Origin of the sequence: Vibrio sp. V10_P2A27P122 (assembly GCF_963874335.1) — a bacterium.
GTDB classification, from domain to species: Bacteria; Pseudomonadota; Gammaproteobacteria; order Enterobacterales; family Vibrionaceae; genus Vibrio; species Vibrio anguillarum.
This window is the reverse complement of the sequence record NZ_CAWNHY010000099.1, coordinates 1-22,586: the sequence shown is the minus strand read 5'-3', so window position 1 is coordinate 22,586 and position 22,586 is coordinate 1. Positions and strand designations below refer to the sequence as shown.

Here is a 22,586-nt window from a genome sequence, read left to right as displayed (position 1 = left end):
TTAAAAATAACGACATAGAGAACATTATGGCCGATGAAGAGTTAGGCGCGGAAGCCCCCAAAGGGAAGAAAAAACTGCTGATTATCATTATTGCTGCCGTAGTGTTACTGCTTGGTGGTGGTGCAGCTTTCTTTTTGATGAGCGGAGATGAGGGTGAAGCCACGAGTGAGCAAGCCCCCGCAGCGCAGCAAGCTTTGCCAACGGATCCTGTGGCTTACGTTAATATTGCACAGCCGTTTGTGTTTAACGTAACGGGTGATAAGAAAGATCGTTTGGTGCAAATCAAAGTGCAGTTGATGGTGCGAGGTTCAGAAAATGAAAGCCTTGCACGTTACCATTCACCTTTAGTGGAAAGCTCTTTACTGGCCACTTTTGCGTCTGCCACTGTGGAACAGCTTCGTAGCCCTACCGGGCGAATTGAGCTGAGAGATAAGGCGACCGATGATATTAAAGCGGCACTCACTAAAGCGGTTGGGCAACCTGTGATCGAAAAAGTGTTGTTTACCGATTTTGTAATGCAGTAGGTGAGAAGTGACTGATTTATTAAGCCAAGACGAAATTGATGCCCTGCTTCATGGTGTAGACAGTGTTGATGAGGCGGAAGACGATGACGATGTTGCCGATAAGTCGGCGATTAACTTTGACTTCTCTTCACAAGACCGTATCGTCCGTGGGCGCATGCCTACGCTGGAGCTTATCAACGAACGTTTTGCTCGTCACATGCGTATTAGTTTGTTCAACATGCTGCGTAAAACGGCTGAAGTGTCGATCAACGGCGTACAGATGATGAAGTTTGGTGAATACCAAAATACGCTTTATGTTCCGACTAGTTTGAACATGGTGCGTTTTCGTCCGTTAAAAGGGACAGCGTTGGTCACGATGGAAGCGCGTTTAGTCTTCATTTTGGTGGAAAACTTTTTTGGTGGCGATGGACGTTTCCACGCTCGAATTGAAGGGCGCGAATTTACGCCAACAGAACGACGTGTCATTCAATTACTGTTAAAAATTGTTTTCGGTGACTACAAAGAAGCTTGGTCACCGGTGATGGGCGTTGAGTTTGAATATTTGGATTCAGAAGTGAACCCAAGTATGGCTAACATCGTCAGCCCAACGGAAGTGATCGTAGTGAGCTCGTTTCATATCGAAGTCGATGGCGGAGGCGGCGATTTCCACGTGGTCATGCCTTATTCGATGGTTGAACCCATTCGTGAGTTACTCGATGCGGGTGTCCAGTCGGATAAAATGGAAACCGATGTGCGTTGGAGTTCTGCACTGCGCGAAGAGATCATGGATGTACCCGTCAATTTCCGAGTCAATTTATTAGAACAAGACATTTCATTGCGTGACTTAATGGATCTACAAGTAGGCGATATCATCCCAATTAAAATGCCCAAAAACGCAACGATGTTTGTTGAAGAGCTGCCTACTTACCGAGTGAAAATGGGCCGCTCTGGTGAAAAACTGGCGGTTCAAGTCTCTGAAAAAATTAAACGCCCTGATGTAGTAAAAACGGATCTCGCCTTTTTAGGCAAAGACATCATGTCTGAATTTGAAGATGATGACGAAGAAGATAACGAAGAATAATAGAGTAGGTAACGAAGATGGAACCAAGTGACGACCAAAGATTGGCAGACGAATGGGCAGCCGCATTAGGGGAAGACCCATCCGCGCCTAGTATTGATGTAGATGAAGTTCTGGCCGCGCCTCTTGATGAATTGAAAGACACTTCACCACCGATCACCGAAGATGAGCGCCGCAAACTTGATACGATCATGGACATTCCGGTGACCATTTCGATGGAAGTGGGGCGTTCGAAGATCAGCATTCGTAACTTACTGCAATTGAACCAAGGCTCGGTGGTTGAGCTTGATCGCATCGCGGGTGAGTCATTGGATGTGATGGTGAACGGCACCTTGATTGCTCATGGAGAAGTGGTAGTGGTTAACGATAAATTCGGTATTCGTTTAACCGATGTAATCAGCCAGACTGAGCGTATTAAAAAGCTGCGTTAGCATAACGTCAGTTTACGAAAAAGAAGTATTTGGATGAAAAAACTGATCGGTTTATTGCTCTGTTCAAGCCAAGCGATGGCAGCGCCGAATGATCACTTAGATTTAGCGACCACTTTCGGGTCGCTTTTGTTCGTTATTGCGCTAATTCTCTTTTTGGCTTGGGTGTTAAAACGCATGCGAGTGCCCACGTTCGGTAATCAAAAAGGGTTGAGCATTGTACGTCAACTGCCAGTGGGTACTAAAGAGCGTATCGTTATTGTGCAAGCGGGAGAAGAACAATTTCTCGTCGGAGTCACGTCACAATCCGTCCAATTGATCGCAAAATTAGATGCCCCACTCAAACAGGAGGAGGCTGAGGTCAGTCCGTTTGCCGGTCAACTGACTCAGCTGCTAAAGAAAAATGACAAGAAATAGTCGCACGGCCTCATTGGGTTACCTTGCTCATCTATGGCATCTTTCTATGTTGCTGGTGGCATTATTGTTTACCCCGTTTGCGTTTTCAGAGCAAGAGTTAGCCACACCAATTCCTTCCAGCGCCGTAGGCGCAGAAACGGTGACAGTAACGGCGATGAATAAAGACAGTGGCGCCTCTAAAACGATAGCCGCTGGTAGCGTCAGTGGTGGTGGCGGTATTCCAGCATTTACCATGACGACCAATTCAGATGGCAGTCAAGATTACTCGATCAATCTACAAATTTTAGCCTTGATGACCATGTTGGGTTTTTTGCCTGCCATGGTCATTTTGATGACTTCCTTTACACGTATCGTGATTGTGATGTCGATCTTGCGCCAGGCAATGGGCCTGCAACAAACGCCGTCAAACCAAGTAATTATCGGCATTGCTATTTTTCTCACTTTTTTCATTATGTCACCAGTCATCAACGCCATTAATGAGCAAGCTGTGCAGCCATATCTCAATGAGCAGATGACGGCGCGTCAAGCGTTTGATACGGCTCAAGAGCCACTAAAAGCCTTCATGCTGAAACAGACGCGAGTCAAAGATTTAGAAACCTTTGTTGAGATATCGGGCTCTGACGCAACCAACCCTGAAGAGGTCTCGATGGCGGTGCTGATCCCTGCGTTCATCACCTCGGAGCTAAAAACAGCGTTTCAAATCGGCTTTATGCTATTTTTACCCTTTTTAATCATTGATTTAGTGGTGGCGTCTGTTTTGATGGCGATGGGTATGATGATGCTTTCGCCGATGATCGTCTCGCTGCCTTTTAAACTCATGCTGTTTGTACTAGTGGATGGATGGAACTTGATCCTCTCAACGCTAGCCGGCAGTTTTGCTTTATAGCGAGGGCGCGAATGACTCCTGAAGTCTTTGTTGAGCTGTTTCGAGACGCACTGTGGATGGTGCTTATCATGGTGTGCGCCATCATCATCCCGAGTTTGTTGATTGGTTTAGTGGTCGCCATTTTCCAAGCCGCGACCTCAATTAACGAACAGACGTTGAGCTTTTTACCGCGTCTCATTGTGACGTTACTGGCACTGATGTTCTTTGCCCATTGGATGACGCAGATGTTGATGGAGTATTTCTTCTCTATCGTTGAACGGCTACCACAGGTACTGTACTAGGAGCTTGAATGGAGTACCCAACAAGCCTCGTTTTAGAGTGGATTGCTAGCTATTTTTGGCCCTACACTCGTATTTCCGCCATGCTGATGGTGATGTCAGTCACTGGGGCCCGCTTTGTTCCGACCCGAGTGCGGCTCTACTTAGGTTTGGCTATTACCTTCGCCGTGATGCCCGCGATTCCTGCCGTTTCAGAGACCGTTGAACTACTTTCATTTAAAGGTTTTTTGACCACCTTTGAGCAGATTATTATTGGCGTTGCAATGGGCATGATCACCCAGTTTATAATCCAAACCTTTGTTATGCTTGGCCAAATATTGGGTATGCAAGCCAGCTTAGGTTTTGCTTCAATGGTCGACCCCGTAAACGGGCAGAACACCCCTTTGCTTGGTCAATTGTTTATGTTTTTAGCGACCTTGTTCTTCTTAGCAACCGATGGTCATTTAAAGATGATCCAACTGGTGGTATTCAGTTTCAAAACCTTGCCTATTGGCGATGGGGCATTAACGACCGTGGATTTTCGTGAGCTTGCATTGTGGCTGGGAATTATGTTTAAAGTGGCGCTGAGTATGTCTCTTTCTGGCATCATTGCGCTATTAACCGTCAACTTATCATTTGGTGTGATGACTCGTGCAGCCCCTCAACTCAACATTTTCTCGTTGGGTTTTGCGTTTGCGCTTTTGGTCGGCTTGTTACTCTGTTGGTATATTTTAGGCGGCCTGTATAGTCACTACGAACTATTCTGGTTAGAAGGCGAGCAACAAATTTGTCGCCTTATCCGTATGAACTGTTAGGAGGCGTGTTTGGAAGAGTCAGACGGTCAAGAACGTACCGAAGACGCCACGCCCAAGCGATTGGACGAGGCGCGAAAAAAAGGTCAAGTCGCTCGTTCAAAAGAGTTAGCGTCCGTTTCGGTACTGGTAGTGGGTGCGATTGCATTGATGTGGTTTGGCGAATCGTTAGCCCGAGCCTTGTACGCTTTGATGGGTCGAATCTTCAACTTAAGCCGAGAAGAAGTGTTTGATCTCGGAAAGTTGTTTGATATTGCGGCTGGTTCTCTTGCGACCCTGATATTGCCACTCTCGCTTATCTTAATCACGTTATTTATTGCTGCATTAATTGGCGCGGCTGGCATTGGTGGAATTAACTTTTCTGTCGAAGCTGCGATGCCAAAGCCCTCCAAAATGAACCCGCTCAGTGGCTTAAAACGTATGTTCGGTTTGCAAAGTTGGGTTGAGTTATTTAAGTCCATTTTAAAAGTACTGCTTGTTTCTGGCGTTGCTTTTTATCTGATCAATGCATCGAAAGAAGATCTATTTCAACTGAGCATGGATGTCTATCCACAAAATATTTTCCATGCGCTCGATATCTTACTCAACTTCGTGTTGCTGATCAGTTGTTCTTTATTAGTCGTGGTCGCCATCGATATCCCATTCCAAATCTGGCAGCACGCTGACCAATTAAAAATGACCAAGCAAGAAGTAAAAGACGAATACAAAGATACGGAAGGAAAACCTGAGGTTAAAGGCCGAATTCGGATGTTGCAGCGTGAAGCGGCCCAGCGGCGGATGATGGCGGAAGTGCCACAAGCGGATGTAATCATCACCAACCCAGAACACTTCTCAGTTGCGCTGCGCTATAAACAAAATACGGATAAAGCACCGATTGTGGTGGCTAAAGGCGTCGATCACATGGCGATGAAAATTCGTGAAGTAGCACGTGCGCATGATATACACATCATCCCCGCACCGCCTTTGGCTCGAGCGCTTTATCACACAACCGATCTTGAACAGGAGATCCCCGACGGGCTTTTCGTGGCGGTTGCGCAGGTACTGGCTTATGTCTTTCAGCTTAAGCAGTATCGTAAACGCGGTGGCCAAAGACCCAAACTCGATGAAAATAACATGCCGATTCCACCGGATTTACGACATTAATCCTCATCGTTATGCTGGAGCAAAAGCGTTAATGCTGAAGTTAGCGTCAGTTTAAATCACTTATCAGGAATAGAAAGCAGCACCAATACCGCGCCATGCCCGCCAAATTCAAGGGGGGCTTGATGAAACGCCATCACATCAGGATGTTGAGCGAGCCAGAGAGGAACTTTTTGTTTGAGAATGTGTTTACCGATCCCATGTTGGACACAAGCGCAGTGAATATTTTCTTTCACACAATAAGCAACCATCGCCCCGAGCTCTCGTTTCGCTTCTTGCTGTGTCATGCCGTGCATATCCAAAAATACATCCGGCACATAGACGCCACGTCTTAACCGTTTAACTTCATATTTCGACACATCATCACGAGCATAGCGTGTCGGGCCTTCATCGCTGAGTTTTGGTATAAACTCATCGGAAAAATAAAATTCGGTATCGCTGGCTTCCCGAGCAATACGGCGGATTTCTTTTTGTTTGGGGTTTCTGTTTGGCGGCTGGATTATGGTATCCTGTCGCAACTTTTTAACGCCCTTTACTGCATCCCGAAACAAGTCGAAAGCGTCATCGTGTTCGGTCTCTTTTTGGCTCATTGGGTTTGGTCATTTTCTAACAGATCGATATTGGCAGTATTGTAGCGCTTTTCGGAGGCAATTTTGGATAAGATTTTTGTAGAAGAGGCGGTTTCTGAACTTCACACGCTTCAAGATATGATTCGTTGGACGGTCAGCCGTTTTAATGCCGCCAACTTATTTTATGGTCATGGGACCGATAATGCGTGGGATGAAGCCGTTCAGCTAATCCTACCGACACTCTATCTTCCGATTGATGTTCCTCCGCATGTACTGAATTCTCGTTTAACAGGCAGCGAACGTCTGCGTATTGTTGAACGGGTGATTAAGCGCATTAATGAACGTACTCCTATCGCCTATTTAACTAATAAAGCGTGGTTCTGTGGCCTTGAGTTTTATGTGGATGAGCGAGTACTGGTGCCACGTTCACCGATTGGCGAATTGATTGAAGCGCAGTTCCAACCTTGGTTGATCGACGAGCCTGTGCGCATTATGGATTTGTGTACTGGCAGCGGTTGCATCGCCATTGCGTGCGCCCACGCGTTCCCTGATGCTGAAGTGGATGCGATTGATATCTCAACCGACGCACTGCAAGTGGCAGAGCAAAATATTCAAGATCACGGTATGGAGCAACAAGTTTTCCCGATCCGTTCCGATCTATTCCGTGATTTGCCAAAAGAGAAATATGACCTAATCGTGTCGAATCCACCGTATGTGGATCAAGAAGATATGAATAGTTTGCCCAAAGAGTTCAAACATGAACCAGAACTCGGCTTAGCCGCCGGTACCGATGGTTTGAAATTGGTGCGTCGTATTTTGGCCAATGCGGCGGGATACCTCACTGATAACGGTATTTTGATCTGTGAAGTGGGCAATTCGATGGTGCATATGATGAACCAATACGACCACATTCCGTTTACTTGGCTTGAGTTTGAAAATGGTGGGCATGGCGTATTCATGCTGACTCGCCAGCAGTTGGTTGATTGCGCTAGCGACTTTGCGCTTTATATCGACTAATGCCGTACGCATAAGAAAAACGCCAGCCACAGTGCTGGCGTTTTTTTATCCATTAGAAAAATACACATTGCTTTATTTTGGGGCTTTACATCATTTCGTAATAAAGCCACTATGAATCCACGAACAATAGAATGAAGCGGTGATAGGGAGCATGTCGCTCTGTGTCATCAATATTGAGGAAGTAATGGCAGGAAACAGTATCGGACAACATTTTCGGGTGATGACATTCGGAGAAAGTCACGGTATCGCACTAGGATGTATCGTCGACGGATGCCCTCCGGGCTTAGAAATTACAGAAGCTGACTTACAGATAGACCTAGATCGTCGCCGTCCTGGCACATCTCGCTATACAACGCAGCGCCGTGAAGCGGATGAAGTCAAAATTCTTTCTGGTGTATTTGAGGGGAAAACCACAGGTACATCGATTGGTCTATTAATTGAAAATACCGACCAACGCTCAACCGATTATTCAGACATTAAAGACAAGTTTCGCCCCGGTCATGCCGATTATACCTACCATCAAAAATATGGCATTCGCGACTATCGTGGTGGTGGCCGTTCATCAGCACGTGAGACAGCGATGCGAGTGGCAGCGGGAGCCATTGCGAAGAAATATCTCAAACAAGAATTTGGGGTTGAAATTCGCGCTTACTTGTCACAAATGGGTGATGTTTGTATCGATAAAGTGGATTGGAATGAAATTGAGAATAACGCCTTTTTCTGTCCAGATGCAGACAAAGTGGCGGCATTCGACCAACTGATCCGTGATTTGAAAAAAGAAGGTGATTCGATCGGTGCAAAGATTCAAGTTGTCGCGACAAACCTGCCTGTTGGTTTAGGTGAGCCGGTATTTGATCGTCTAGATGCGGATATTGCGCATGCTTTGATGAGCATTAATGCGGTGAAAGGGGTAGAGATTGGTGACGGTTTTGATGTCGTGCAGCAAAAAGGCAGCCAGCATCGAGATCCTCTAACACCGAACGGCTTTCGCTCAAATCATGCCGGCGGTATTTTAGGCGGTATTTCGACTGGGCAAGATATTGTTGCCAGTATTGCGCTTAAACCCACGTCAAGTATTACAGTACCTGGCGATACCATTACTCGCACGGGTGAACCCACACAACTTATCACGAAAGGTCGCCATGATCCTTGCGTTGGTATTCGCGCCGTGCCCATTGCCGAAGCAATGCTGGCGATTGTGTTGATGGACCACTTACTTCGTCATCGCGGGCAGAATTTTGCGGTTCAAACAGAAACGCCTAAAATCTAATCCAGCATAACCGAATTAAAATGAAAAGCGCCCTTCTTGCTAGGGCGCTTTTGTTTTAAGCCATTTTCTGTTTGGCCAATTTCCGCGGCTGAATGAATTTTTTATCGAAACAAGTCAGCTAACTAACTAAATATCTAACATCGGATTGTGGCTAATGAATCTGATTTTCAGCATCAAGCTGGAAAGAAGGCAAACGCCATTTAAAACGCACTGCCGCCATACGCAATAAATAACCCACAATAAGCGTTACTATCGTGCTGGTGACATCATTGATGCCGAATGCGAGTAAGGTTAAATAAAGCCCTGAAGCGACTAATGAAACCGAAGCGTAGAGTTCTTCATGCAGTACCAGTGGCGTTTGTCTGCAGATTAAATCGCGTAATAACCCACCAAACACCCCAGTGACCAACGCAGAAACCATACAAATGCCGGGATGCAAACCCATGCCCATTGCGACTTTTGTGCCTATGATACTGAACACAATTAGCCCCAATGCATCTAAACGAATGAACAACCCTTTGAGTTTTATTACCCATTTAGCTAAGCCTGTGGTGAGAACGCCTGCGATACAGGTAATGGCTAAAAACTCCGGATTCTTCACCCAACCTAGCGGATAATGGCCGAGTAAAATATCCCTCACCGTACCGCCTCCAATCGCAGTGGCACTCGCTACTAACATCACACCGAACCAATCCATTTTTCGACGGCCTGCACTCAATGCGCCAGTCATCGCTTCGGCAGTAATACCAATAATATATAAAACACTGAGCAACATAATGCGGTACTCCGACAGCACTTCCTTAGGTATATAAGAACCGAGAAAGCGGTTGAACTTAAAAATGGAGGCGCAAGTGTAGTAGTAAAGTCAGGCGATGGCGAATGAGATTTTATGCCAAGAAACCGTTTGACCGATTAATAAAACTAATGAAGTGGGGCGATTGAATGGCTTTACCTGACTACAGAAAAATAAGAGAATGCGTTGAGAAATTTTTGCCTGCATGACTGAGCGATGACACATCAATACCAAGACTTGATCTCCCTGTTCAATGACACTTTTTTTGAGCCATTCAATACGCGTTTAGAGCTCGGTGGTGATGAGCCGATTTACTTGCCTGCTGATGCGCAAATCAATCATCACCGCATCATTTTCGCACGAGGCTTCTTTGCCTCGGCACTGCACGAAATCGCGCATTGGTGTGTCGCCGGCCCTGAACGGCGATTGATGGAAGATTTTGGCTATTGGTATCAACCAGACGGGCGAACCGCGCAAGTTCAAGCCGAATTTGAAAAAGTAGAGGTTCGCCCTCAAGCGTATGAGTGGATTTTATCGGTCAGTGCTGGCTTTCCTTTTACTGTGAGTTGTGACAACCTACACGGCGATTTTGAACCAGACCGTATCGCCTTTATGACTCAGGTACATCGTGAGGTAGTCGCTATCTTACAGGTTGGGCTTCCACCCCGAGTGAAGACGCTGTCAGATGCATTACGTGCTTTTTATGGTACGACAGAATTAAGGTTAGAGCACTTCACCATCAGGTAACTGGCTAAATAATAAGAGAAAATGAGAGTTGTATGATTATTGGATTTGAAGAAAAACTGCTGGAAATGATTGATGCACGTATTGCGACGGCATCGGACGATGAATTGTTTGCGGGTGGTTATTTGCGAGGTCATATTTCTTTGTCTGCAGCCGCGTGTGAAGATGAAGGAATTGACGATTTATCTCTGTTTAAAGCACGAATTGAGCAGAGCCTAGAGCAAGCGCGCACAGAGCTTACGCCTGCCGACCGCGTAATTGTGTTCGATTTATGGACCGAGCTTCACAACCAAGCTTAAGGTGGCACACTTAACTCATTCGAATTCTTTGAATGAGTCCGTAAAATTTTTATGGTTGTTGTTAATTTGTGCGATCGCTATGCTTAAGCCATATTCGAACACACAAGGGCAACACCATGAAAGTCATCGCATTTGGAGCATCAAACAGCTCAACTTCAATCAATAAAGCATTGGCCACTTACACCGCTCACCTCATTGAAGGTGCAGACGTGGTGGTGCTTGATATTAACAACTATACCGTTCCTATGTTTAGCGAAGATCTTGAAAAAGAGCTTGGTCAAGCCGAAGGCGCTCAAGCTTTTCTGCGTGATCTTGCTCAAGCGGATGCGTTTGTTATCTCTTTTGCTGAGCATAATGGTCACTACCCAGCGGCGTACAAAAATTTATTTGACTGGGCAACACGCATTGACCGTGAACTATTCAAAGGTAAACCTGCTGTTTACCTAGCCAGCTCTCCTGGTCCTGGTGGCGCGCAATCGGTTTTGGCGGCGGCAAATAATTCTGCTCCTTATTTTGGTGGTAATGTAAAAGCGTCTGTCTCGGTATCGAGTTTTTATGACAATTTTGACTTGGCTACGGGTCAAGTGACTAACCCAGAAGTGGCGGCACAATTGAAAGACGCGGTTGCGAAGCTCGTATAGCTTTCGTGTCTCGTTTTAAGTTCGTCTCACGTTAAGTTTCACGGCTTTTCGCGTGAAAAAGTGAGCATTAAAAAAGCCTTGCTGGATAAGTAAGGCTTTTTTCTATGACGGGTTTTATCGAGGAGTACGTTCGGTGATGGCTTTGCCTTTTTTGAGTTTTCTCACCCACATTCGACTTGGATGAAGCGTTTCGAGAACATCAACAGCAAGCGGAAGTGGATCGCCACTCATTTGTGAAGCCAGCAACTCAGCCATTAATGGCGCAGAACTTAGCCCTCGCGATCCTAGCCCGAGCATGCAGTACAAATGAGGATAGTGAGCCACAGATGGAGTCTGTTGCGGATCTTGGGGCGTTAACGGCTGGTAGTCGAGCTTGATCTGTTCAAAGTTGCCCACATTCCCGACAAACGGCAAATGATCGCGGCTGACACAGCGAACGCCTTGGCGAGATTGATTGCTAGATGTATCGACTTGCTGTGTCCAGTTTTGGTCGTTAATACAACGGGTTAAGCGTTGTCCATTCTCTTGCTGCGCCGCCGCATCGAATGCTTGGTTGATTTGACTTCGGTCATAGCTTGCGCCAATGCAGTGCTGTTGAGTGTTGGGGTTGTGCGGCGTCATATAGCCGTCGTAACACAACACGCTGCTCAGCTTTTGCAATGTTTCTGAGGTTGGAATATGGCTCACTTGTCCTTTCACTTTACCAAGTGGCAACGCTTGAGTTTGCACGAAATGGTCAAATTGATGACCGTTTGCAATGACCACACACTGATGGTGCTTTTCGCTACCATTAACACTTAATGTCCACTGCCGCTGTATTTCATCCCAGCGCAAAGACTCCACCTTGTGATTGAAATAGGCGTTGAATCTCTCACTTTGGCTTAATTGGTCAAACAGGCCTTGTGTCAGTTGAGCAGGGCAAAGCCATCCTCCGAGTGGGTAATGTAAGCTGACCATGTCAGTCGGTAAGCCGACGTTTTGTAACGTTGCTTGTTGATCGCAGTAGTGCATTAGCTGAGGGTTAAATTGCCCTTCAAGCATCGCCATCTGTTTTTGGGTCGATTTTTCATCCCACATCAATTGGGTCACACCACACCAATCATGATCAAAAGGGACGGTTTGCGCCATTTGCTCAACAAATTGCCGAGCAAACAGAAAAGCGGGCGCAAAAACACGCGATACACCACTGTGGTCTTTATTCAGCAGTGGGTAAACCGCACCTTGTCGGTTACCTGAAGCACCTTGAGCGGCCTGAGGATCGGCGCAATACAGGCTGACATTGATACCGCGGCGATTGAGCATTTTAGCTAATGTGGCACTAGCAATGCCGCCGCCGATGATCGCCACGTCGGTAACATTTGTCGTCGGCGCAATCGCAAACCAAGGTTTTATATTGCTGTACGGCGTTTTGTGTTCCAGTTGACCAGCAATCATCTCTCTTTTGGTGCCAAAGCCTTTCACTTTTTTCATCGAAAAGCCTGCTTCTATCAATCCGCGTCGTACAAAACCTGCGGCGGTAAAAGTGGCGCACGTGGCTTTGTGTTTCGCCAGTTTGGCCATATTCTCAAACAGCGTTTGATTCCACATTTCAGGGTTTTTACTGGGAGCAAAACCATCCAAAAACCATGCGTCTACCACGCCTTGCTCGGTTGTGGGAACTTGCGGCATACACTCTTTGATATCACCGAACCAAAGATCAAGGGTAATGGCGCCATCATCAAGAACAATGCGATGACATTCTGGTACTGCAATCGGGTAGTGTTGTTGAAGCTTTTTCGCATAAGTCGCTAATTCAGGCCACGCTTGGTGCGCTGTTATCAAGTCGTGTTTATTGAGCGGATATTTTTCAAAACTGATAAAATGCAGCGCTTGCAATGGCGCATTTGGGTTTTGTTGCCTAAACGCATCAAATTCTTGCCATACAGCGAGAAAATTTAACCCAGTGCCAAACCCCGTTTCGGCAATGACGAATCGTTTTTGGTCATATTGGTGCCATCTTTGTGGTATATGATTTTGGGAAAGAAACACGTAACGCGTCTCTTCTAGGCCGTTAACGTTGGAAAAGTAAACGTCATCGAATTGGTCGGAAACGGGTGTGCCCGCTTCATTCCAACCCAGTGTTGCGTTGGTTATGCTGGTCATAATGGTGTAATTCTGTGAAATCGGGCGATATATAGCTCGAGATTGTACGAATTTCTGGGAAAGCTGACCACTTTTGTTATTCTTCTTAGTTATTATCTAAGCGAATTTTGAATTATAGGAATGTCACATGAAACGAGTCGTAATCACCGGTATGGGTATTGTTTCAAGTATCGGTAACAACGTCGAAGAAGTTTTAGCGTCTCTAAAAGCAGGCAAATCAGGTATTACCGCTTCTGAGCAGTTCAAAGAGAACGGTTTACGCTCTCAAGTGTGGGGTAGCCTGAAAATGAACCCTGCTGACCATATTGATCGCAAACAGATGCGTTTTATGGGTGATGCGGCCGCGTTTGCATACCTATCAATGGAACAAGCGATTGCCGATTCAGGTTTAGCACCAGAGCAGGTCTCTAATGACCGCACTGGTATTGTGGCTGGTTCTGGCGGTGCGTCGTCGTATAACCAAGTTATTGCTGTCGACACATTGCGCACAAAAGGCGTGAAGCGCGTTGGTCCTTACATGGTTCCACGTACTATGTCTTCGACTGTTTCAGCCTGTCTTGCTACGCCATTTAAAATCCGTGGCGTCAACTACACCATGAGCTCCGCTTGTGCGACGTCGGCTCACTGTATTGGTCACGCAATGGAACTTATCCAATTGGGTAAGCAAGATGTTGTGTTTGCAGGTGGTGGTGAAGAGCTCGATTGGTCTTTAACTATGATGTTTGATGCAATGGGTGCGCTGTCAACTAAGTACAACGAAACACCAGAAAAAGCGTCACGTACTTACGATGCTGACCGCGATGGTTTCGTGATTTCAGGCGGCGGCGGCATGGTTGTGGTTGAAGAGCTTGAGCATGCACTGGCTCGCGGCGCAAAAATTTACGGTGAAATCGTCGGTTACGGTGCGACATCCGATGGCTACGACATGGTGGCTCCATCAGGTGAAGGCGCTGTGCGTTGCATGAAGATGGCAATGCAAGCGGTAGATAGTGTGGATTATGTCAATACACATGGTACTTCCACACCTGTCGGTGATGTAAAAGAGTTGGGTGCCATTCAAGAAGTGTTCGCTGGCAACAGCCCAGCTATCTCGGCAACAAAAGCAATGACTGGCCACGCATTGGGTGCGGCAGGTGTGCATGAAGCCATCTACTCTACCTTGATGCTTCACCACGGCTTTATCGCGCCAAGCATCAACATTGACAATTTAGATCCAGCGGCTGATGGCCTTGATATTGTGACCGAAATGCGCGAGCAAGAGCTAACCACTGTGATGTCTAACAGCTTTGGTTTTGGCGGTACGAACGCGACGCTAGTGATCAAAAAGTATCAAGGCTAATGAGTCTACACACCTCTAATAAAAAGGTTTCCAGAGCGGGTCAGCTTAGCTGATCGAACAGACGCAGACTCTGTCCCATGGAGAGCGGGACGGGATCCTTTTGTTCTGGGTTTTTGCCCGGTTTCCGTGAGGAGCCGGGCATTTTTATGGAAAGCGGGATTTCTTCTCGACAGTCTGTGCGCTTTTCTGCACAATTCCTTCAATTTCGAAAATTGTGAACTCCGCTATGAAAATCCTTATTGATGAAAACATGCCTTATGCTGAATCGTTATTTAGCCAGCTTGGTGAGGTGGTGTTGAAACCCGGTAGAAGCTTAACGGCTGATGATCTTATCGACGTTGACGCCTTGATGATTCGTTCTGTTACGAAAGTAAATCAAGCACTATTAGCGAAAGCCAATAAATTAAAGTTTGTTGGTACGGCGACGGCAGGTATGGACCACGTTGATCAAGCGCTTTTGGCTGAAAGAGGCATCTTTTTTACTGCCGCACCGGGGTGTAATAAGGTGGGAGTGGCTGAGTATGTTTTCAGTGTATTGATGGTGTTAGCACAGCAGCATGGTTTTTCTGCCTTAGAGAAAACCGTTGGCATTATTGGTGCTGGTCAAGTCGGCAGCTATTTAGCCGAGTGTTTAGCGGGGATTGGCATTAATGTGCTGCTCAACGATCCCCCAAAACAAGCACAAGGTGATTGCCGCGAGTTTACTCATCTTGATGTTTTACTTGATAAAGCGGATGTCATTACGCTGCATACACCCATTACTAAAAGTGGTGAATGGCCAACTCGTCACTTGATTGATGAAGTTCGACTTGCCCAGTTGCGCAGTGATCAGATCTTGATCAACGCGGCTCGTGGCCCTGTGGTGGATAACCAAGCGCTGAAACAACGCCTACAGAAAAATGATGGTTTTATTGCCGCTTTAGACGTGTTTGAATTTGAACCTGAAGTGGATATGGAACTGCTGCCTTTGCTCGCCTTTGCGACGCCGCATGTGGCTGGCTATGGGTTAGAAGGTAAAGCCCGAGGCACGACCATGATTTTCAATAGTTTTTGTGAGTATCTTGGCGATGACCATTGCGCGAATGCCAGTAGTTTATTACCCGAGACTCCCATTGCCAAAGTGTATTTATCACGCGGTTGGGATGAGGAAACATTACACAGTTTAACCCAATTGATTTATGACGTACGCAAAGATGACGCCTTGTTTCGCCGTGAAATTGGCAAACCAGGTGCTTTTGATCAAATGCGTAAACTTTATTGGGATAGAAGAGAATATAGCGCGATGACTGTCGTCGGTAGTGAGTCGTGTGATCTCACTCCCTTAGCTAAATTAGGTTTTAAAACAGAGGTAACAAATGAGCCAAGAATTTAATATCGCTATTTTAGGAGCAACCGGCGCGGTTGGTGAAACCATGCTTGAAGTGCTCAAAGATCGCAAATTCCCCGTTGGTGAACTTTACCTACTTGCCAGTGAGCGTAGTGAAGGTAAATTCTACCGCTTCAATGGTAAGACCATACAAGTACAAAATGTTGAAGATTTCGATTGGTCACAAGTTCAGATTGCACTGTTTTCCGCTGGTGGTGAATTGTCCGCAAAATGGGCTCCTATTGCCACAGAAGAAGGCGTGGTAGTCATCGATAACACCTCACATTTCCGCTATGAGTACGATATCCCACTTGTTGTGCCTGAAGTGAACCCTGAAGCGATTGCTGATTTCCGTAACCGCAATATTATTGCGAACCCAAACTGCTCAACCATCCAAATGTTGGTGGCGTTAAAGCCGATTCACGACGCTGTGGGTATCGAGCGAATTAACGTATCAACTTATCAGTCCGTTTCAGGAGCTGGGAAGTCAGGCATTGATGAGTTGGCGGGACAAACCGCAAGGCTGTTAAACGGTGTTTCGGCCGATCCTGATGTGTTTAGCCAGCAAATTGCGTTTAACTGCATCCCACAAATCGACCAGTTTATGGATAATGGCTACACCAAGGAAGAGATGAAAATGGTGTGGGAAACGCAAAAAATATTCAATGACTCAACCATTATGGTCAACCCAACTTGTGTACGCGTGCCAGTTTTTTACGGCCATGCTGAGTCACTGCATATTGAAACACGCTTACCGATTGATGCTGAGCAAGTTATTGAGTTATTAGAGAAAACTGAAGGTATTGAAGTATTCAGCGGGAATGATTTCCCCACGCAAGTTCGCGATGCGGGAGGGAAGGATACGGTTCTTGTAGGGCGTATTCGCAACGATATCAGTCACCACAGTGGCATTAACATGTGGGTAGTGGCAGATAACGTGAGAAAAGGCGCTGCAACAAATGCGGTACAAATTGCGGAAGTGTTGATTCGAGATTATTTCTAATTCATACCTAAGTAAAAAGGCACTCCTTTCTCTTTACACAAAAAAGCCGAGTGATTGATTCACCCGGCTTTTTTATTATCGTCCAGCTCAAGGCTGAGAATGATGGCTATCTTTTTGACTTGTGCGCGTTAGGGTTCTGCTTGCAACTGCCGTCGGCACATTTACCATATAGATAAAGACTGTGATTGGTGAGCTGTACATTATATTGCTCGGCAATCTCTCTTTGGCGTTGTTCGATCACCTCATCTGAAAACTCAATCACTTCACCACAATCTAAGCATACTAAGTGGTCGTGGTGGTGTTGTGTTGAAAGTTCAAAAACGGATTTTCCACCTTCAAAATGGTGACGAGTGACAATACCCGCATCATCAAATTGGTTTAATACTCGATAAACAGTCGCAAGACCGATTTCTTCACCAAGATCAATCAATTTCTTATACAGTTCTTCAGCGCTGATATGTTGGCATTCAGGCTGCTGTAGCACTTCTAAAATTTTTAGCCTAGGAAGGGTAACTTTAAGACCTGCATCCTTGAGCGCTTGGTTATTATCTGACATACACTTTCCTGTTGATGATCTGCAGCAGTTAACAGAATTCATAATTGCGATCATTATAGGGGAGTCACTGCTAACAATAAACCACGAAGTTCAAAGGGTTACTTTATATTTGTCACAAAGCCGCGCAATATCACTGATATAACAGCTCTTACCAGTTACAATTGCGTAACATTTATTAGTGATTGAGTCGATAGGTTTAAAAGGTGAGCACGGAATGAATCACTCTTTAGCAAGATTTTATAAGCCAAATATTGTTAAGTGGGCGTTAAATAGCTGGCCCCCTTTTTGGGGCGCTGGTATCCACATTGATGAAATTAGTAGCGACTTCCGTCAGGTGAAAATGCGCCTAAAGCTGCGGTGGTGGAACAAAAATGCCAATCGCACTCAGTATGGTGGCAGCATTTTCTCTCTCACGGACCCTGTTTACTCTTTGATGTTAATGGGGATTTTGGGTGAGCAATATTATGTATGGGACAAAGAGGCCAGCATCAACTTTATCAAACCGGGCCATTCTGATTTGTATGCGGAGTTTCTGATAACGCAAGACCAACTGGATTCAATCTTAGTGAGCACGGCCAATGGGGATAAATGCTTTCCGGAATTTGTTATCCATGTTAAGGATGCCAAAGGCGAAGTGGTCTCTGAAGTGCAACGTAAATTGTACGTGCGCAAAAAACCTAAATACAGAGAAGAGAGTGATGCAGACAAAATGGTTACTTTTTGTGACCGCTAAGGCTGTCCATTCTGCATTTGACACAGCTCAATCCAAGCTTCGGCGGTGCGAGAAACGTACCGTTCCGCGTGCCATATTAATCCTAAGTGCCAATCAATACTGGGTGTCATCGGTTTGACTAAGACGCCTTCTCCTTGAATTCGTCGACAAAGTGGTTCGGGTAGAAAGGCAACGCCTACGCCACTTTTGACCAACGCGACTAAAAAATCCCATTGGCTACTGCGCGCTGCAACTTGTGGTGTAAATCCGTGTTGTAGGCAGAATGAGTGGATGTAGTCACTCAGCGTAAAATCATGGGTATAGAGGTAAAATGGCTCATTTTGTAGTTGCTCCCAACCGATGGCTTCTTGCTGCTTCCAAGGAGATGAATCGGGGAGTACGGCGCAAATGGGGTAACTGTCTAAGGAGAGTGACCGCAGATTATCAATCGGATGAGGAGAAAGCATGGTGACGGCCACGTCAATTTCGCCATTGAGAATAGCTTGCTCTATTTTACGTCCGCCATACTCAACGATGGTGAGCTCTACATGAGGGTAGGTTTGACGGTATTGGCGGATCAGACCTGCGTAAAGGTGTCCAACCATTGGTGGAATTCCGAGATGCAGTTGTCCCCGCTTTACCTGATTGAGATCGACCAGTTCGGCTTCTAACTGAGACATCTGCGCTAAGATCTCTAGCGCTCTTTGATAGACAACCTCTCCAGCATCGGTAAGCCAGAAACGTCGACCTTCACGATGTAATAGTGGCTGTTCAATTTCCTGCTCTAGACTGCGGATCATCTTACTGATGGTGGGCTGGGTGACGAATAGTTGCTCGGATGCGCGGGTAAAGCTTTGTTGATTGACCAACTCAACAAAATAGCGCAGTGCTTTAATATCCATAATATCTCCTTTTTATCATTCCATTTTGGCATGAAAATGATAATAAAAAGTCATTTTACGATGGTTTTATGGCTTAATATAATGTGACTAATTTCACAAAACGGCATTAGTCTCATCATGCAAAGAATAAGAAACAGCCAAAGAGCAAAAAACAATCTGCAAACAGTGGTACAAGTTGCTGCGCTATCAATGATCTGGTTTTTGGCGGATTTTCTAGTCAGCACTTTTCATATTCCTTTACCAGCAAATTTAACTGGCATGCTATTGCTATTAACTTTAGTGATTATGCGAGTTGTAAAAGTTGGTTGGCTGCGCAAAGGAGCAACTTGGTTATTGGCGGAAATGCTGTTGTTCTTTGTACCAGCGGTCATTGCGGTCGTTAACTATCAAGAGTTAATGCAACAGCAAGGGTTACGAATTATGGCGGTACTTGTCATCAGTACCATCATGGTCATTGCTATTACTGCTTGGACCGTTGATAAAATGTATCGTTTAGAGCTGATATTAGCGCGTAGAAAAAGCAACCGGGCAATACGCCTAACCAAAGTGGAGCGTTCATCATGAGCTCACTACTTACCTCAACGCTGCTTGGTGTATTTTGCTTGCTGCTAACCTTGGCTTTTTACTATGGCAGCAAGTGCCTTTATCAACGTAAACGTTCTATTTTCTTAATGCCGCTGCTATTGGCCCCTATATTGTTAGTGGCTGTTGTGATGATCTTTCACATCCCTTACCAAACCTATATGGCAGAATCTCATTGGTTATTGTGGCTACTTGGTCCGGCGACAGTGGCTTTTGCTATTCCGGTCTATGACAACCGATTGTTGATCAAGCGCCACTGGCTCTCTCTATCCGTGGGAGTGATCGTATCGGTTGTGGTGGCTGTGGGGAGCACGGTTTTGTTGGCTCGTTGGTTTGAATTACCCGATATGCTTCAGCGCAGTTTAGCGATGCGCTCGATTACCACGCCTTTTGCTGTTGAGGCGACGAAGTCAATTGGTGGGCAAAGTGATCTGACTGCTCTGTTTGTGGTACTTACTGGGGTGATAGGCATGGCGGTAGGTGAAGTGGTGTTAGCGTTATTATCCATTCGCTCTGGGCTTGGTAAAGGAGCCAGTCTTGGCGCTTCCGCGCACGGTGCAGGAACGGCAAAAGCGTATCAAATTGGCAATGCTGAAGGGGTAGTGTCGAGTGTGGTGATGATGATTGCGGGTATGGTCACTGTGTTGCTTGCTCCATTTATCGGCCGTCTACTTTGGTAAAGAAAAGAGTGCTGTTGTATACGGGTCAATAAAAAATCCCCTCGCAAGGGGATTTTTTATGTTTAAGAGATTAGCCTTCAAGTTCAGCTAAACACATCTCTTCATAAATCTGCTTAACCCATGTGCTGACGCGCTGTTCAGTCAACTCTGGTTGACGATCTTCATCGATGCATAAACCAATAAAGTGGCTATTGTCACCTGCAACCAAGGCTTTAGAGGCTTCGAATTCATAACCTTCAGTTGGCCAGTGGCCAATAATCGTTGCACCTTTGCTTTCGATAATGTCACGCACTGTACCCATCGCGTCACAGAAGTATTCAGCGTAGTCTTCTTGATCGCCGCAACCGAAAATAGCAACTAATTTCGTCGAGAAGTCGATCGCTTCTAATTCTGGGAAAAAATCATCCCAATCACACTGCGCTTCGCCGTAGTACCAAGTAGGGATACCCAGTAACAATAAGTCAAAATTATCAATGTCTTCTTTGCTGCTTTTCGCAATATCTTGAACGTGAACGAGCTGCTTACCCAGTTGCTTTTGAATCATTTTCGCAACGGCTTCAGTATTACCGGTATCGCTACCAAAGAAGAGGCCTACACTTGCCATAGAATCATTACCTTTAATTTGTCATTTTCTGGCGGATGAGCGTGTTCTTTACCCCAGTCCGGTGCCTTCCCAACTGAGTTGGATAAGTCCTTTAAGGATAAAGCCAGCACAACCTAAAAACAGAACTAGCCATACAATACGGCGCCCAAATGGCGGTACATTACCTTGCTTAAGGACATCTTTTATTGCCATACCGATAAGGAAAAATATAGACGCAAAAAGAAGATCGAGTCCAATCGACTCAAGCATGTTCATGTAGTCGTACAGCATGGGTATCCTTTATGCCAATTTGCTTGAGCGCACTATAACACTGTTATTCGTCAAAGTTAATGCGCGCATTGGTACCTATTTCACACTTGTTGTTTCACAGTAAAGCGGCTAGCTGCCAATGAACTTTCTGATCGCTCGTAAAACTTCAACGGGCTTTTCTGCGTGTAGCCAGTGCCCTGTGTTGGCGATGACGTGTGCTTTCGCTTGGCTAAACTGCTGCTGGATCATTTCTTGGTGTTCCGCTAGTAGATAGTCAGAGTTGCTGCCTTTAACCAATAAGGTTGGAACAGAGCTGCAAGGGATTGGTTCCCAGCCTAAAATATTCCAGTAATTTTTTTCAATGGCGGGGACATTAAAACGCCAGCTCATTACACCATCTTCTCGTTTAAATAACGATTTACTGAGAAATTGTCGTACGCCTTCTAGCTCAATATGTTGCGCTAAAATGGCCATGACCTCTGCTCGCGAGGTAGGCTGCTGTGCAATAACCGCGTTGAGCCCCGCCAGTACGTTATCATGTTTCCGATGCTGATAGCTGACGGGTGCCATATCTAAAACCACCAGTTTGGCGACTTTGGATGAGGCGATGTCAGCCAGCTTCATGGCAACTTTACCGCCCATTGAATGGCCAATCAGCGTGACAGAATCACAAGCTAACTCTTCGAGTAAACTAGCAACATCGAATGCCATGCTCGCGTAATCATGTTCCTCACTGTGAAATGATTGACCGTGATTACGCAAGTCAATACTCAATACTTGGTGATCGGCTTTTAGGTCTCTTGCAAGTAAACCTAGGTTGTCTAAATTGCCGAATAAACCATGGATCAAAACAACGGTGTGACCTTCACCTTCGAGTTTGTAATTAAGAAGTGCTGACATTTTATCTTATTAGTGATTGGTTTAACGTAGAGTATCAGTGAAGATCTCGCTATAATCCCTCAGAGTTTAAACATTGAGATTGTGAAAAGCGAATGAAAACAATTGAGGTTGATGAGGATCTATACCGTTATATTGCCAGCCAAACCCAACATATTGGAGAAAGCGCGTCGGATATTTTACGCCGTTTGCTCAATGTTGACGGTAAAGTGTCTGCAGCAGCGGTCGTGACGCAAGTAAGTACCGAGCCCAAGGGCATTGTTGTGAGTAAAGATGCCGTACAAGAGATACAGATTGATAGCGTAAAAGAGATGCGTTCTTTGCTCATTTCTGATGAATTTGCGGCTTTGAAAAAAGCAATTGATCGTTTTATGTTGGTGCTTTCAACCTTATACCGTATCGATCCAGTAAGTTTTGCTGAAGCGACCTTAGTGAAAGGACGTAAGCGTGTGTATTTTGCTGACAACGAGCAAACCTTGCTTGCTAGTGGGCAGACAACCAAGCCAAGAGCGATTCCAAACACACCATTTTGGGTCATTACCAATAACAATACTAGCCGCAAACAACAGATGATCGAGCAGCTGATGGTATTGATGAATTTCCCGAGTGACATTATTGAGAAAGTGACGCACTCAATCTGATTTGTGCCCATTCATAGATAAAAATCTGATTCAAGCCTCATACTGCGGACCACTAAGTC

28 protein-coding genes are annotated in these 22,586 nt (G+C 45.7%); 20 read left to right on the top strand and 8 right to left on the bottom strand.

What is annotated here, in order from left to right; all coding sequences use genetic code 11:
* The first annotated feature begins 26 nt into the window (after positions 1-26).
* Genes fliL through flhB form a run of 8 tightly spaced genes read left to right on the top strand, consistent with a single transcriptional unit; the run spans position 27 to position 5,524 of the window.
* Positions 27-524, top strand: coding sequence for a flagellar basal body-associated protein FliL (gene fliL, locus AACQ17_RS05300; RefSeq protein ID WP_013856316.1), 498 nt, complete (start codon positions 27-29; stop codon positions 522-524).
* A gap of 7 nt (positions 525-531) precedes the next feature.
* Positions 532-1,584: a flagellar motor switch protein FliM gene (fliM, locus tag AACQ17_RS05295; protein WP_013856317.1), complete on the top strand. Its 1,053-nt coding sequence runs from the start codon at positions 532-534 to the stop codon at positions 1,582-1,584.
* 17 nt (positions 1,585-1,601) lie between these two features.
* Positions 1,602-2,012: a flagellar motor switch protein FliN gene (gene fliN / locus AACQ17_RS05290; protein ID WP_013856318.1), complete on the top strand. Its 411-nt coding sequence runs from the start codon at positions 1,602-1,604 to the stop codon at positions 2,010-2,012.
* Positions 2,013-2,045: 33 nt separating this feature from the next.
* On the top strand, positions 2,046-2,426 hold the full coding sequence (gene fliO / locus AACQ17_RS05285) for a flagellar biosynthetic protein FliO (protein ID WP_013856319.1): 381 nt from the start codon (positions 2,046-2,048) through the stop codon (positions 2,424-2,426).
* Entirely contained in the window at positions 2,413-3,312 is a 900-nt protein-coding gene (gene fliP, locus AACQ17_RS05280) for a flagellar type III secretion system pore protein FliP (protein WP_038170156.1), read from the top strand. Before fliO ends, fliP begins: the two co-directional genes overlap by 14 nt.
* Positions 3,313-3,323: 11 nt before the next feature.
* Entirely contained in the window at positions 3,324-3,593 is a 270-nt protein-coding gene (gene fliQ, locus AACQ17_RS05275; protein ID WP_013856321.1) for a flagellar biosynthesis protein FliQ, read from the top strand.
* 8 nt (positions 3,594-3,601) lie between these two features.
* The gene (gene fliR / locus AACQ17_RS05270; RefSeq protein WP_013856322.1) at positions 3,602-4,384 is read left to right on the top strand and encodes a flagellar biosynthetic protein FliR; all 783 of its coding nucleotides are present in this window, start codon (positions 3,602-3,604) and stop codon (positions 4,382-4,384) included.
* A 9-nt stretch (positions 4,385-4,393) separates the two neighbouring features.
* On the top strand, positions 4,394-5,524 hold the full coding sequence (gene flhB / locus AACQ17_RS05265; protein WP_094146858.1) for a flagellar biosynthesis protein FlhB: 1,131 nt from the start codon (positions 4,394-4,396) through the stop codon (positions 5,522-5,524).
* 56 nt (positions 5,525-5,580) lie between these two features.
* Here flhB and smrB read toward each other — a convergent pair whose 3' ends face one another.
* Positions 5,581-6,111: an endonuclease SmrB gene (gene smrB / locus AACQ17_RS05260; RefSeq protein WP_013856324.1), complete on the bottom strand. Its 531-nt coding sequence runs from the start codon at positions 6,109-6,111 to the stop codon at positions 5,581-5,583.
* Between the two features lie 63 nt (positions 6,112-6,174).
* On the opposite strand from smrB, the gene prmB reads away from it, so the two are divergent.
* Both prmB and aroC read left to right on the top strand, forming a co-directional pair.
* Complete coding sequence (prmB, locus tag AACQ17_RS05255; RefSeq protein WP_013856325.1) at positions 6,175-7,107, top strand: 50S ribosomal protein L3 N(5)-glutamine methyltransferase; 933 nt, start codon at positions 6,175-6,177, stop codon at positions 7,105-7,107.
* 184 nt (positions 7,108-7,291) lie between these two features.
* Complete coding sequence (gene aroC, locus AACQ17_RS05250) at positions 7,292-8,377, top strand: chorismate synthase (RefSeq protein WP_026028357.1); 1,086 nt, start codon at positions 7,292-7,294, stop codon at positions 8,375-8,377.
* A gap of 151 nt (positions 8,378-8,528) precedes the next feature.
* On the opposite strand, the gene AACQ17_RS05245 is transcribed toward aroC, so the two are convergent.
* On the bottom strand, positions 8,529-9,152 hold the full coding sequence (locus tag AACQ17_RS05245) for a trimeric intracellular cation channel family protein (protein ID WP_026027295.1): 624 nt from the start codon (positions 9,150-9,152) through the stop codon (positions 8,529-8,531).
* A 234-nt stretch (positions 9,153-9,386) separates the two neighbouring features.
* Between AACQ17_RS05245 and AACQ17_RS05240 the strand changes: the two genes are divergently transcribed.
* From AACQ17_RS05240 to AACQ17_RS05230, 3 genes are all read left to right on the top strand, one after another.
* Positions 9,387-9,917, top strand: a complete 531-nt coding sequence (locus AACQ17_RS05240) for an elongation factor P hydroxylase (protein WP_094146951.1) — start codon at positions 9,387-9,389, stop codon at positions 9,915-9,917.
* 32 nt (positions 9,918-9,949) lie between these two features.
* Positions 9,950-10,213: a YfcL family protein gene (locus AACQ17_RS05235; RefSeq protein ID WP_013856329.1), complete on the top strand. Its 264-nt coding sequence runs from the start codon at positions 9,950-9,952 to the stop codon at positions 10,211-10,213.
* Positions 10,214-10,329: 116 nt separating this feature from the next.
* Positions 10,330-10,854, top strand: coding sequence for an NADPH-dependent FMN reductase (locus AACQ17_RS05230; protein WP_094146950.1), 525 nt, complete (start codon positions 10,330-10,332; stop codon positions 10,852-10,854).
* Positions 10,855-10,968: 114 nt separating this feature from the next.
* Here the strand turns inward: AACQ17_RS05230 and mnmC are convergent, their stop codons facing one another.
* A complete protein-coding gene (mnmC, locus tag AACQ17_RS05225) occupies positions 10,969-12,996 on the bottom strand; it encodes a bifunctional tRNA (5-methylaminomethyl-2-thiouridine)(34)-methyltransferase MnmD/FAD-dependent 5-carboxymethylaminomethyl-2-thiouridine(34) oxidoreductase MnmC (protein ID WP_094146949.1) in 2,028 nt (675 codons plus the stop codon).
* Positions 12,997-13,123: 127 nt separating this feature from the next.
* Here mnmC and fabB point away from each other — a divergent pair, with 127 nt between their 5' ends.
* The 3 genes from fabB to AACQ17_RS05210 all read left to right on the top strand — a co-directional run bounded on the left by fabB (position 13,124) and on the right by AACQ17_RS05210 (position 16,704).
* A complete protein-coding gene (gene fabB / locus AACQ17_RS05220; RefSeq protein WP_013856332.1) occupies positions 13,124-14,335 on the top strand; it encodes a beta-ketoacyl-ACP synthase I in 1,212 nt (403 codons plus the stop codon).
* A gap of 226 nt (positions 14,336-14,561) precedes the next feature.
* Positions 14,562-15,707, top strand: coding sequence for a 4-phosphoerythronate dehydrogenase (locus AACQ17_RS05215; RefSeq protein WP_094146948.1), 1,146 nt, complete (start codon positions 14,562-14,564; stop codon positions 15,705-15,707).
* A complete protein-coding gene (locus AACQ17_RS05210; RefSeq protein WP_013856334.1) occupies positions 15,691-16,704 on the top strand; it encodes an aspartate-semialdehyde dehydrogenase in 1,014 nt (337 codons plus the stop codon). Before AACQ17_RS05215 ends, AACQ17_RS05210 begins: the two co-directional genes overlap by 17 nt.
* A 106-nt stretch (positions 16,705-16,810) precedes the next feature.
* Here AACQ17_RS05210 and fcrX read toward each other — a convergent pair whose 3' ends face one another.
* Positions 16,811-17,260: a ferric iron uptake transcriptional regulator FcrX gene (gene fcrX / locus AACQ17_RS05205; RefSeq protein WP_010318689.1), complete on the bottom strand. Its 450-nt coding sequence runs from the start codon at positions 17,258-17,260 to the stop codon at positions 16,811-16,813.
* A gap of 214 nt (positions 17,261-17,474) precedes the next feature.
* Here fcrX and AACQ17_RS05200 point away from each other — a divergent pair, with 214 nt between their 5' ends.
* Positions 17,475-17,993 carry a DUF4442 domain-containing protein gene (locus tag AACQ17_RS05200; protein ID WP_010318688.1) on the top strand — a complete coding sequence of 173 codons (519 nt, stop codon included), beginning with the start codon at positions 17,475-17,477 and terminating at the stop codon, positions 17,991-17,993.
* Here AACQ17_RS05200 and AACQ17_RS05195 read toward each other — a convergent pair.
* Positions 17,990-18,874: a LysR family transcriptional regulator gene (locus tag AACQ17_RS05195; RefSeq protein WP_094129040.1), complete on the bottom strand. Its 885-nt coding sequence runs from the start codon at positions 18,872-18,874 to the stop codon at positions 17,990-17,992. The two genes, AACQ17_RS05200 and AACQ17_RS05195, sit on opposite strands and share 4 nt — an antisense overlap.
* Before the next feature lie 117 nt (positions 18,875-18,991).
* Here AACQ17_RS05195 and AACQ17_RS05190 point away from each other — a divergent pair, with 117 nt between their 5' ends.
* Both AACQ17_RS05190 and AACQ17_RS05185 read left to right on the top strand, forming a co-directional pair.
* Complete coding sequence (locus AACQ17_RS05190) at positions 18,992-19,438, top strand: CidA/LrgA family protein (RefSeq protein WP_094146947.1); 447 nt, start codon at positions 18,992-18,994, stop codon at positions 19,436-19,438.
* Positions 19,435-20,136, top strand: coding sequence for an LrgB family protein (locus AACQ17_RS05185; RefSeq protein WP_013856339.1), 702 nt, complete (start codon positions 19,435-19,437; stop codon positions 20,134-20,136). Before AACQ17_RS05190 ends, AACQ17_RS05185 begins: the two co-directional genes overlap by 4 nt.
* Before the next feature lie 70 nt (positions 20,137-20,206).
* Here the strand turns inward: AACQ17_RS05185 and fldA are convergent, their stop codons facing one another.
* The 3 genes from fldA to AACQ17_RS05170 form a co-directional block, all read right to left on the bottom strand.
* The gene (fldA, locus tag AACQ17_RS05180; RefSeq protein ID WP_013856340.1) at positions 20,207-20,740 is read right to left on the bottom strand and encodes a flavodoxin FldA; all 534 of its coding nucleotides are present in this window, start codon (positions 20,738-20,740) and stop codon (positions 20,207-20,209) included.
* A 48-nt stretch (positions 20,741-20,788) separates the two neighbouring features.
* Entirely contained in the window at positions 20,789-21,010 is a 222-nt protein-coding gene (locus AACQ17_RS05175) for a DUF2788 domain-containing protein (RefSeq protein WP_010318683.1), read from the bottom strand.
* 108 nt (positions 21,011-21,118) lie between these two features.
* Complete coding sequence (locus AACQ17_RS05170; RefSeq protein WP_017045728.1) at positions 21,119-21,889, bottom strand: alpha/beta fold hydrolase; 771 nt, start codon at positions 21,887-21,889, stop codon at positions 21,119-21,121.
* Between the two features lie 92 nt (positions 21,890-21,981).
* Between AACQ17_RS05170 and seqA the strand changes: the two genes are divergently transcribed.
* Complete coding sequence (seqA, locus tag AACQ17_RS05165; RefSeq protein ID WP_010318681.1) at positions 21,982-22,527, top strand: replication initiation negative regulator SeqA; 546 nt, start codon at positions 21,982-21,984, stop codon at positions 22,525-22,527.
* The last annotated feature ends 59 nt before the right edge of the window (positions 22,528-22,586 follow it).

Excerpts from the sequence above, each read along its gene's own strand:
- fliP (WP_038170156.1), top strand. The coding sequence starts at position 2,413 with ATGACAAGAAATAGTCGCACGGCCTCATTGGGTTACCTTGCTCATCTA.
- fliN (WP_013856318.1), top strand. The coding sequence starts at position 1,602 with ATGGAACCAAGTGACGACCAAAGATTGGCAGACGAATGGGCAGCCGCA.
- AACQ17_RS05185 (WP_013856339.1), top strand. The coding sequence starts at position 19,435 with ATGAGCTCACTACTTACCTCAACGCTGCTTGGTGTATTTTGCTTGCTG.
- fliQ (WP_013856321.1), top strand. The coding sequence starts at position 3,324 with ATGACTCCTGAAGTCTTTGTTGAGCTGTTTCGAGACGCACTGTGGATG.
- smrB (WP_013856324.1), bottom strand. The coding sequence starts at position 6,111 with ATGAGCCAAAAAGAGACCGAACACGATGACGCTTTCGACTTGTTTCGG.
- AACQ17_RS05215 (WP_094146948.1), top strand. The coding sequence starts at position 14,562 with ATGAAAATCCTTATTGATGAAAACATGCCTTATGCTGAATCGTTATTT.
- AACQ17_RS05200 (WP_010318688.1), top strand. The coding sequence starts at position 17,475 with ATGAATCACTCTTTAGCAAGATTTTATAAGCCAAATATTGTTAAGTGG.
- mnmC (WP_094146949.1), bottom strand. The coding sequence starts at position 12,996 with ATGACCAGCATAACCAACGCAACACTGGGTTGGAATGAAGCGGGCACA.
- fldA (WP_013856340.1), bottom strand. The coding sequence starts at position 20,740 with ATGGCAAGTGTAGGCCTCTTCTTTGGTAGCGATACCGGTAATACTGAA.
- AACQ17_RS05170 (WP_017045728.1), bottom strand. The coding sequence starts at position 21,889 with ATGTCAGCACTTCTTAATTACAAACTCGAAGGTGAAGGTCACACCGTT.
- fcrX (WP_010318689.1), bottom strand. The coding sequence starts at position 17,260 with ATGTCAGATAATAACCAAGCGCTCAAGGATGCAGGTCTTAAAGTTACC.
- seqA (WP_010318681.1), top strand. The coding sequence starts at position 21,982 with ATGAAAACAATTGAGGTTGATGAGGATCTATACCGTTATATTGCCAGC.
- AACQ17_RS05190 (WP_094146947.1), top strand. The coding sequence starts at position 18,992 with ATGCAAAGAATAAGAAACAGCCAAAGAGCAAAAAACAATCTGCAAACA.
- AACQ17_RS05210 (WP_013856334.1), top strand. The coding sequence starts at position 15,691 with ATGAGCCAAGAATTTAATATCGCTATTTTAGGAGCAACCGGCGCGGTT.
- AACQ17_RS05175 (WP_010318683.1), bottom strand. The coding sequence starts at position 21,010 with ATGCTGTACGACTACATGAACATGCTTGAGTCGATTGGACTCGATCTT.
- AACQ17_RS05230 (WP_094146950.1), top strand. The coding sequence starts at position 10,330 with ATGAAAGTCATCGCATTTGGAGCATCAAACAGCTCAACTTCAATCAAT.
- fliR (WP_013856322.1), top strand. The coding sequence starts at position 3,602 with ATGGAGTACCCAACAAGCCTCGTTTTAGAGTGGATTGCTAGCTATTTT.
- AACQ17_RS05195 (WP_094129040.1), bottom strand. The coding sequence starts at position 18,874 with ATGGATATTAAAGCACTGCGCTATTTTGTTGAGTTGGTCAATCAACAA.
- aroC (WP_026028357.1), top strand. The coding sequence starts at position 7,292 with ATGGCAGGAAACAGTATCGGACAACATTTTCGGGTGATGACATTCGGA.
- fliL (WP_013856316.1), top strand. The coding sequence starts at position 27 with ATGGCCGATGAAGAGTTAGGCGCGGAAGCCCCCAAAGGGAAGAAAAAA.
- AACQ17_RS05240 (WP_094146951.1), top strand. The coding sequence starts at position 9,387 with ATGACACATCAATACCAAGACTTGATCTCCCTGTTCAATGACACTTTT.
- fliO (WP_013856319.1), top strand. The coding sequence starts at position 2,046 with ATGAAAAAACTGATCGGTTTATTGCTCTGTTCAAGCCAAGCGATGGCA.
- AACQ17_RS05235 (WP_013856329.1), top strand. The coding sequence starts at position 9,950 with ATGATTATTGGATTTGAAGAAAAACTGCTGGAAATGATTGATGCACGT.
- fabB (WP_013856332.1), top strand. The coding sequence starts at position 13,124 with ATGAAACGAGTCGTAATCACCGGTATGGGTATTGTTTCAAGTATCGGT.
- AACQ17_RS05245 (WP_026027295.1), bottom strand. The coding sequence starts at position 9,152 with ATGTTGCTCAGTGTTTTATATATTATTGGTATTACTGCCGAAGCGATG.